We start from the raw sequence: 9,083 nt of genomic DNA, 5'->3' as shown, positions 1-9,083 counted from the left end.
TCATTCTCTGATTGGAGTCTTTTCTTTATCATGTTTTCAAATCGGAAACATGTATTTGGCATGCCTTGTTTCCTAACTAAGCTGAGTAGTTACTTAAAAACATAAGTAATGCTGTACACATTGTAAGGACTAGGTGGAAACCTTCAAAACATCCAAGTGGTGCTTTTGAATGGACACTTAATAATACTATTAACAGCACCTATCCGGGGGATCCTACAAAAGCAGACAGATTTCGTAAAATTGATAAATTTAAGAAAGAATCAATTCATACAGGTTCAGATGGAATAACGGTGGCAAATGCTTATACTTTATCTATTACTGATCCAGTTACATTAAATACAGACGGTGTTAATGATGATTATCAATCTTACTATTTCCAAATAGAAAATACATATAGTGATGGCAGCGTAAAGTATTATTCATTTTATATGCCATTTATAATCCCTAAGGATGAAAACGGCAATCCTATCAAAACAGGATCTAGGTATGGAAATCAGGGAACAATTCCAGGATACGCAGACTTACCTATGGGAAACCATGGTTTTAAAAATGAACAATTTAAAGTAATAAAGTAAAAAGAGTTATACACAGTTCGTTCCAATAATTATGTTGCTTTGTCGTATCGTTTCTGGTATCACACAAAACGTAGCAAAGTAGCTAGCCTATGTTAACTGCTCAGTAGAGGAAGAGAAACAACAAGAAATTGTTGCATCACTTTGTATGAAGTTGTAGATGATTCAAAGCTTATGAATAGCATGAATTAACCTTAGCATTCTATACGAAGGAAAAAATGCACACCAGTCATACTTTTTGAGATGTCATATGATATGATAACCAAAGTATTATGGTGTCAAGAAAAGAAACACGTTAAAACACTGGCCAAAGTAACAGGGGCCATATCTTAGAAACAGCTTGTTTAATTAAAAATATATGGTGAGTACCCTGCAATCTAACATGCAACATATACGGTATTTACCTATATTTAAGAAAAAACTACTCTAAGGCAACTTGTTACAACTTTTTGAATCATTACAGAACATCAATACGTTTATCCTGGAGAGATAGGATGAAAATCTTTACAGAGATATGTTTACCATGTTATAGTTTAATTCTTATTTTTTAATAATACCAAAGAAACCATTATGGTTTCTTTGGTATAATAAAGCTATTGAAATAACGATGTATACGTTTTGTTCCTTCATCAGGATAAATCATGATGAGGGATTTCTTCAAACTTTGCCACAGAATCTATGTAGTTTTTATTTCTAAGTTATTTTTACATATTAAAAAGCTAAATCATTGTATACAATAAAACCAAGTCAATACTTTGTATGGAGTGATAAAGATGTGTTTCGTGCAGAATGAAAGCGCTGAGTTGAGCAAGGATTTTTTCTAAAAAAAAAGAAAATATTAAAAAACGATACGGAAACTCATCTTTCAACTCTCAGAGCTCTGATGCGAAATTATTAGCCAAATATCATTGTATGAACTGTACTTTGGTGCAGCAATACCTCGTATAACGAGAGATTTATTAGGCTTCGAACTAGTTAGCTGGATTTATACCATTTATATGCTTACAACAGCTATTTCGATCCCAATATACGGGGAATTAGCTGATTTATTCGGTCGTAAAAAAGTTTTACTCATCTGAGCGACAAGCTTTTTGGTCGGCTCCGCACTTTATGGTGTTGTTACATCAATGGAACAGTTAATCTTTTTCCGTGCTCTTCAAGGTATAGATGCTATTGCTGTTATGCCGGTTACAATGACGATTATTGGCGAATTATATAGCGAAACAAAAAGTCACTGTGTGCATGACATTTTGGGGATAGCTGTTGTTCTCAGACCATTAGTAGGAGGCGTTTTAGTCGATTCTCTATCTTGGCGCTACATCATATTCTTTAACGTTCCATTTGGAATTATCGTTTGCTTAATGATTTCCATTTATTATGAAGAATCTATTAAACCTGCTAAGCACCATATCGATTATCTTGGTACAACAGTCTTTTCATTAAGTACTATCGCCTTACTATACGCAGAATTGGGGAAGCGTCACAATTCTCGGGCAATGAATCTCCGCGGTTGTTTCATTGATTATTTTCTTATTCATTGAGAAAAAATCTCTGGAACCATTAATTCCGCTAGTACTTTTCTCTAATCGGACATTATCTACGATAAATATATTAACACTGATTGCTGGTGCAATGATTATTAGTATTACAATGTACCTTCCAATTTGGAGACAAGACGTATTAGGGGGCCCATACATGTCCATCAACTTAAGAATTTTCACTACCCCGAAGTACATAAAAAACGTTATCCTTTCTTAACAAGCTAGATAAGAAAGGATGACGTTTTTTATGTATCTCTCGATTCAAGAGGAATTACAACCATTTGTGGAAGAATTAAAGCGATACATCACACCTGTATTTTTAGAAAAACTGGCAAGAGAAATGGAATTCAGAAAACGAAAACGTAAGTTTTCTGTCTCAGACTTAGCTACGATTTGTATCTGGATTAGTCAAAGAGTAGCTAATGATTCCTTAGTACGATGATGTAGTAGGCTTCATGCAGCCACTGATACTTTACTCAGCCTTGAGGGCTTAAATAAACGTTTAAACTCTAAAGCAGTTTTGTTTTTAAAACATATTTTTTCGTTACTGTTACAACAAAAAGTATGTGAACAAACGCAAATCTCTAACCATCTCTTTTCTTATTTTGGGCGAATCCTAGATGCTACCGTATTTCAGGTGCCAAATGCTTTAGAGGATTTATATCCAGGATCTGGGGGATGTGCTCAAACAGCTGGAATCAAAATTCAATTAGAATATGATCTGCACAGTGGAGAATTTTTTAACTTTCAAGTTGGCCCAGGAAAGAATAACGACAAAACATTTGGCACGGAGTGCTTAAATACTTTACGACCAGGAGATTTATGTATTCGTGAGTTGGGTTATTTTTCATCGATTAACAGAAAAACAACTTCAAAAACGACGAGCGAAGATCGCGGAAAAAGAAAAATCTAAAAATAGAACGTACTCAGAGAAAAGTAAAGTTGTAGCGGGATTAAACGCGTACGTGACGAATACACCTTTGGAATGGGTTCCAATGGAACAGGTACATGAGTTATATACCTTGCGTTGGCAAATAGAGATTGTCTTTAAAACGTGGAAATTACTCTTCAAAATAGATCATTATCGTAATGTAAATTAAGAACGATTAGAGTGCCAACTATATGGAAAGCTAATCGCTATTCTCCTGTGTTCCTCTACTATGTTTAAAATGCGTCAACTTCTTTTACAAAAGAAGAAAAGAGAATTAAGCGTATATAAGGCAATAAGGATGATTCAAGATTATTTATATCTTCTGTATCAAACTATACAGAAAAACACCCAGGAAGTAACAAAGATTCTAATCCGCCTATTCCACCTACTACAGAAAAATAGTCGGGAATCTCATCGATATGAGAAGAAAGCAGTCTTTGATATTATGGGTGTTATCTATGAATATAGTGGATTTAGAAAACAAAAGAAAGCTGCATAATCTTTAAAAATAATACCTATCTAGGTTTATTTGGCATGCTCATTTTTAAGGAGAAAAAGAGCTTTTTAGTTTATTTGAACGAAAGTTCATTTTGTTTCCGTTCTTAAGTTGATGGGCATGTATGGCGCCCCCCTTTTATGTGAAAAGATTCCTTAATGTGCAGTTTTCTTTTTTCGGTCGTGTGACTAAATACATTTACTTTTATACAAAGGGAGGACTGTTATGAACGCAGTTTTTAAAGGGTTTAAACAGACCTTAAACTCTTTAAGTGCTGCTAACACATGATTAGATTGTTTATTGCAAAATAAAACGAATCTGCAGCTTCTAATGTAAATCTTTTTTGTATCGCTACAGTATACTTACCTTTCCCTTGGTTCACATTCAGTTTTTTTATAATATAGATACCCTGTTACAAAATGCGTTTAAATCATTATGTTTTTCGCTTCCTATCTCATTGGTATTTTAATGTGGGATCAAAGATTTTTACTTTCTACAAATCACTTTTCAGCAACTAAAAATTTCTTTTTTCTGTGCTTTTATTATTTATGCTATTATGTTAGGATTTTTATCCATACTAATATATTCCTTAAAACGCTTAGTATAGGAATTTAATTAATTGGTGAGAACATCATGTTTGTATCCATATTATTCTTTTGGCACAAAATCATATGTTCCTTTATAAGAAGTTCCCTTACTTCAGTTATAATTTCTTTAATTTTGTCTGGTAGCTCATTTGGATTACTCCAACTTTCTACATATAATTATAATTTCAGCATTATGGTTATTAACCATATCATTTCTAAATAGTTACTTTTCAACGTCTTCATGTGCAACTAAAGTAATTCTATGACCAATTTGTCCAACATATTTAATCTGTCTCTAAGATTATCCTCTTCTTCATGCTGTAACAAATGTATTTCATCTACCATGTGTGTTGGGATTTTTCCTTTTAAGATAGGCTGTATATATTATGGAATATTATACCTATCAATATCTAATGTTTTAATTTCCTTTAACAATTCAAAATTGACATTTGACCAAGATATTTCTATCATCTGAATTTATTAAGTACAGTAATAGTTCTTTAAATTCATTAGTATCATTTTTGAGAATATTAAGTAGACAATTTTTTTCATGTGGATTAAGAAAAACTTAAATGCTTTAGAATTACTTTTTAATTTATAAGTGTAGATGTTTCTTTCGCTGCAGCCAACACTAATATTATTTTTTGCAATCGTTCAATGCCTACTGAAATGTTGTAGAAAAATGAGAAAACTTCTCCTTCATCTTCAATGTCTTCCATCAAATAAAGATATTGGATCCCATCATATATAAAATTACCTGGTATATTTAATTGTGTACTCATTTTTAAATTTTTATAGTAAAAATAATTTTCCACACAACGAACCTCTTTAAATAAGTTTAATTCATACTACAAATAAAAGAAAAGGTACCTCTGCTGCAAGGTACCTTTTCCAAGGGGTATAACTCATTACCTAAGTGGCCGTTGGTTAAATATACCGCATAGACTATTACATGAGTTATACTTTTATTATACATTAATCATATCAAAAATATATCATTAGTGACATTGACATTCATTATTTTTAATGCTAAAACTGCCACCATAATAGTAATGTTCAGCAAGTTTAATAACAGCTACAAATGGTTTTGGTTTATAAACTGATGTAATAGGTCTTACAAATCTATCATCAATATGCTCGGTACCAGAATCATAATTTGTTTTTTATCTTTGCATATTTACTACTTCATTTTCATTTAATTTTTATATCTTTACCACCTGTATAAATTGTGATGTCAAAAGTATCTCCATTCTTCAAATCACCAACGACTAATTCTTGTAAGAAATCTGCATTATGATGGAGGGAAAAATATTTTGGGCATTGCCAGTCTTCAAAAACCTATGATGCCTTCTGTACAAATTGAGATTTAGCAGAAACTGTTTCAGGTCCTACGTATTGGCTAGCGTATTTTATGCTAGAAAAAACTATACAGAATGACTATATATTCGCATTATCTTAAGAAGAGACGTGTAAGAAGGAAGCATCCAGATGGGGAAAAACTATATATCTGAGTTTGATCACGCTCAAGAGATAGTGAAAGAGCATCGAAAAGAAATTGATGCAGTGAATAAGGAGATTATAGAGCTTACTCTGTACATTCAAAAGAAAGTCGATAAAATTAATACCAAATGCAAAGGTGTAACAGCAAGCAAGTGGGAAGAATGTTAGTAAACAAATAGATGCGATGGATACTATAAAGAAATATGACGATACGATAATGGGAATACTTGAAAGTAAGAGCAATACTGCCTTGGCTTTATAAAATCGTTCTTTTCAAATGGTAATTCATAGAATAAATTATTAAGTATAACCACTTACTAGCTAACTGCCTTCTTCTATATAAAGAATTATTCGCATCTAAACTACTTATTAAGAAAAACTCATTTCCTAAAAATTATTTGTTTTAGAGACTGTCAATAAAATTTATCAAAAGTATATACAAAAGAGGTATAAAAATATTCTATTGATACGCTCGTGTAAGTAAACAAAATAAAATTCTAGATACACAGTTCCAACATCTCGTAAAATTTTGAATTTTATAATTTAAGTTCAATTGCTTACGAAATTGAGGGTGTATTCCTCAAGGGATTTTAGTAGGAGATTTTAACTTAACAAAATAGTCTTGAAATATAGCTGATTTATTACTTTTAAAGTGTATATAATTCATTTCAAATTTATTTTAGATATATTTACCTATTTAAAGCCTAATAAAGGTATGTTATCTTTATATTTAACGAAACCAAATAAACTAATTGTTTATTTATAGTTTAATAATACGAATAGAAGAAGGTATATAAATTGAAGAATTAGAAGAATATCAAAAAGAAGTAGTTCAATTCTTTGAATTTAGTATAAAGTGCGTTTTGTCCTATGAGTATTTGCTACTTGGTATTAAAAAACAGGTCGAAAATAGCAATATAACTTTAGGTGTGGCAAAAAAAGAATTTGCAAACTTTAAAGATAATGTAGAACAAGAGATTTAAAAGGGGAGAGAGAGAAAGAAAGTAGCATCTTGAAAAGAAAAGGATATAAAAATAGGGGCCTGTTTTATGTATAATTTACAAAAAAGATATGTATAAAAAATTTAAAGTGATAATAGGGACAGCACTAAATTTTTAAAAAAAGGGGGCATACGTGGGGAGCAGCCTATATTGCATAAGTAATCACAGAGTTTATTCTCAATTGTGTTGTATTAGGTTCTATAAGGAAATCAAAAATATATTTGATGAGGTAATCTTTTTACCAGATGGCGGTATTGCATTGCATAAAATGTAGAAGAAATTTTTTTCATCATGGAAAAGCAGTACATGAGTTATTAAGAAAGTTTTTGAGAAATGAACACAATTTCTCGCTATTTATTTAATTGTAATACAAAAAGAGGGCTGTATTTTACTTTGAATTTAATTACTATTTCGTTACTTCTTTTATTTAAGATGGTGGGATTATCAAAGGTAACTTATAAACGATATAACATTAGGTATATTTATATTCCTCATAGGTAGTGCTACTTTTTTCCTACTTTCAATAAAATGCTAAAAAACACAATGATTCATTATACAGCCATCTCAGTTAAAAAATATATATGCGAATTTATTTTTTCATATTAATGTTTATTCTTTTATTAGTAATTTATAGGTAGAAATGGTATTATTCACACTCCACTATTTTAAGATGTATGTTTCACTTACTTATTTATTATTGTCCTAACAGCTATGACAGATCGTATCATAGATAAAAAAATTAAAAATATAAAGCTTTACTTTTAAGGTAGAATATATTTAGGAGAAAAATTTCATAAGCAAAAGACAAATACTTCTACGAAAACTATTAGCGGAACGATAAGCAAAACATTCATTTTGCTTATTTTACTTCTTATAGCGTCTTTCTATTCATACGTACAGATGACACAAGGGACAATAAAGATACCTGTGTTAATTAGAATTATAATTTTAGTATTTGTTTAATAAAAATATCCCACAATGTAATTTTAAAATAAAGGAGTTACCTTTCATGCAATTATACGTTGTACATATTGTAGGGTTAATAGGTAATATAATTGGATTTATATATACATCATCAAGGTATTTAGGGACAGGATATGGATCCATACCTCAAACATGGGGAATTTCAAATGAAATTTGTGGATTAATACCCATGCTAGTATTTGCAATTGGCATACTTATAAATGGACTATTTTTATCATTAAAAAATCATTTTAAATTTCTGGTATCGTTTACAACTGTTTCAATAATTAATACTATTTTTTTACTACTCGAATCTATTAATGATATCACTAACATAGGATGGATAAGTTTGGTATACGAACAAAATTTATTGATAAAAACCCTTCAAATATCTCTTGCTTTTCTTAGCAGTTCAATAATTTTATTGTTTTTATATAAAAACAGTAAGGTATGAAATTATAATAACCTTCTTGCTTTTCAATAAAATCTTTCCTTTTGTTAGAGTATTCATTTTGAATGCTTTATATCAGAATGATAGGTTGCTTATTCTACAGGTAAAGGAGAGTAATTTGTAGATGTAATTGAAGGATATTAATAGCTTTATTATAAAAGAGGGATATTTATATGGTATAAGTCATGCCAATAAAAATTATGCTTGGGTGGGATACGATCCGACAGGTCTATGGCTCTATAATGATATGCCCGGTCCGAACGTACTTTTTAAGGAGTAAAAGTCCCCTTAAGGGAGGTCCAGAAAATGAATTAAAAATTTCAGATCGAAATGATTCATATGTAGCTCTTGGACATAAAAAGGAGTTTGATGGTCGCATGGGATTATATACAGCTGGTGAAACAAATGATCCCGCAGAAAACCTGTATGTGAGAGACTTAGTCCCGCCTATATCAGAACCAGGTCGTCGCGACCGAGCACAACGATTTATTTTAGAATCTGTACAGAATGTTTTTGTTGAAAATTGGTCAATTACAAAAGGAAGGAAAAAACGAACAACGTTGGGGAGAAAAACTACATGTTGTTCCTGGGAAAACATATATCCTTAAATTTAAACGAGCTGTAGGAATTTCAGTCTCTCTTTATAATTTAGAACGAGGTAGAATTTTTGGACCGTTAAGAGCTGAAGAGCGTACAGTACAATCTGTACCAGTTGAAAATGAAGTAATAATTGGAGCTGTAGGAACATCTAGTAAGCGTGGAGATTTTGAGATGGAAATAGAGAATTAAAAGGAAAACGAAACTTGTCTTCTCTACATGATGTAGAACAGAGGTATTTTTACATAAAGGAGCGTATCATTGAGTGTAACATGAATGACAAGATTTTTTGTAAATAAGAATTGAAATGGAAAAGAGAGTAAATGTGAATAAGGAATGGGTGTTGATACAGGTACATATGTGTTTACATAGTAATTAGGAATAAATACAAGTAGTCTTGATGGTGTGTACTTGTTAAAATTTCAATATCATTTATTGAAACTA

Annotated in this window: 5 protein-coding genes and 5 pseudogenes; 8 read left to right on the top strand and 2 right to left on the bottom strand. The window is 31.0% G+C overall.

The window, feature by feature from the left end; all coding sequences use genetic code 11:
- The first annotated feature begins 290 nt into the window (after positions 1-290).
- The 3 genes and pseudogenes from ATL10_RS29765 to ATL10_RS29755 all read left to right on the top strand — a co-directional run bounded on the left by ATL10_RS29765 (position 291) and on the right by ATL10_RS29755 (position 3,543).
- Complete coding sequence (locus tag ATL10_RS29765) at positions 291-575, top strand: hypothetical protein (RefSeq protein WP_110498203.1); 285 nt, start codon at positions 291-293, stop codon at positions 573-575.
- Between the two features lie 929 nt (positions 576-1,504).
- Positions 1,505-2,258: pseudogene (locus ATL10_RS29760) on the top strand (MFS transporter); the annotation flags it as partial.
- Positions 2,259-2,360: 102 nt separating this feature from the next.
- A pseudogene (locus ATL10_RS29755) lies at positions 2,361-3,543 on the top strand (IS4 family transposase).
- A 1,174-nt stretch (positions 3,544-4,717) separates the two neighbouring features.
- Here ATL10_RS29755 and ATL10_RS29745 read toward each other — a convergent pair.
- The gene (locus ATL10_RS29745; RefSeq protein ID WP_110498201.1) at positions 4,718-4,942 is read right to left on the bottom strand and encodes a hypothetical protein; all 225 of its coding nucleotides are present in this window, start codon (positions 4,940-4,942) and stop codon (positions 4,718-4,720) included.
- A gap of 183 nt (positions 4,943-5,125) precedes the next feature.
- Positions 5,126-5,555 (bottom strand): annotated as a pseudogene (locus ATL10_RS29740) (DUF5065 family protein).
- Between the two features lie 60 nt (positions 5,556-5,615).
- Here ATL10_RS29740 and ATL10_RS29735 point away from each other — a divergent pair.
- From ATL10_RS29735 to ATL10_RS29710, 5 genes and pseudogenes are all read left to right on the top strand, one after another.
- Positions 5,616-5,795, top strand: a complete 180-nt coding sequence (locus ATL10_RS29735) for a hypothetical protein (RefSeq protein WP_110498199.1) — start codon at positions 5,616-5,618, stop codon at positions 5,793-5,795.
- Between the two features lie 1,166 nt (positions 5,796-6,961).
- Positions 6,962-7,257 (top strand): annotated as a pseudogene (locus ATL10_RS32410) (ABC transporter permease); the annotation flags it as partial.
- 142 nt (positions 7,258-7,399) lie between these two features.
- Positions 7,400-7,588: pseudogene (locus tag ATL10_RS32075) on the top strand (Bax inhibitor-1/YccA family protein); the annotation flags it as partial.
- Between the two features lie 49 nt (positions 7,589-7,637).
- Positions 7,638-8,045, top strand: a complete 408-nt coding sequence (locus ATL10_RS29715; RefSeq protein WP_110498197.1) for a hypothetical protein — start codon at positions 7,638-7,640, stop codon at positions 8,043-8,045.
- 504 nt (positions 8,046-8,549) lie between these two features.
- A complete protein-coding gene (locus tag ATL10_RS29710; RefSeq protein WP_181419359.1) occupies positions 8,550-8,831 on the top strand; it encodes a hypothetical protein in 282 nt (93 codons plus the stop codon).
- Positions 8,832-9,083 lie beyond the last annotated feature (252 nt).

The organism is Bacillus sp. 196mf, from assembly GCF_003217275.1.
In the GTDB taxonomy this organism is placed as follows: Bacteria; Bacillota; Bacilli; order Bacillales; family Bacillaceae_G; genus Bacillus_A; species Bacillus_A thuringiensis_S.
The sequence above is the reverse complement of the archived record's forward strand: the minus strand, read 5'-3'. Positions and strand labels throughout refer to the sequence as shown.

Excerpts from the sequence above, each read along its gene's own strand:
- ATL10_RS29710 (WP_181419359.1), top strand. The coding sequence starts at position 8,550 with ATGTTTTTGTTGAAAATTGGTCAATTACAAAAGGAAGGAAAAAACGAA.
- ATL10_RS29735 (WP_110498199.1), top strand. The coding sequence starts at position 5,616 with ATGGGGAAAAACTATATATCTGAGTTTGATCACGCTCAAGAGATAGTG.
- ATL10_RS29715 (WP_110498197.1), top strand. The coding sequence starts at position 7,638 with ATGCAATTATACGTTGTACATATTGTAGGGTTAATAGGTAATATAATT.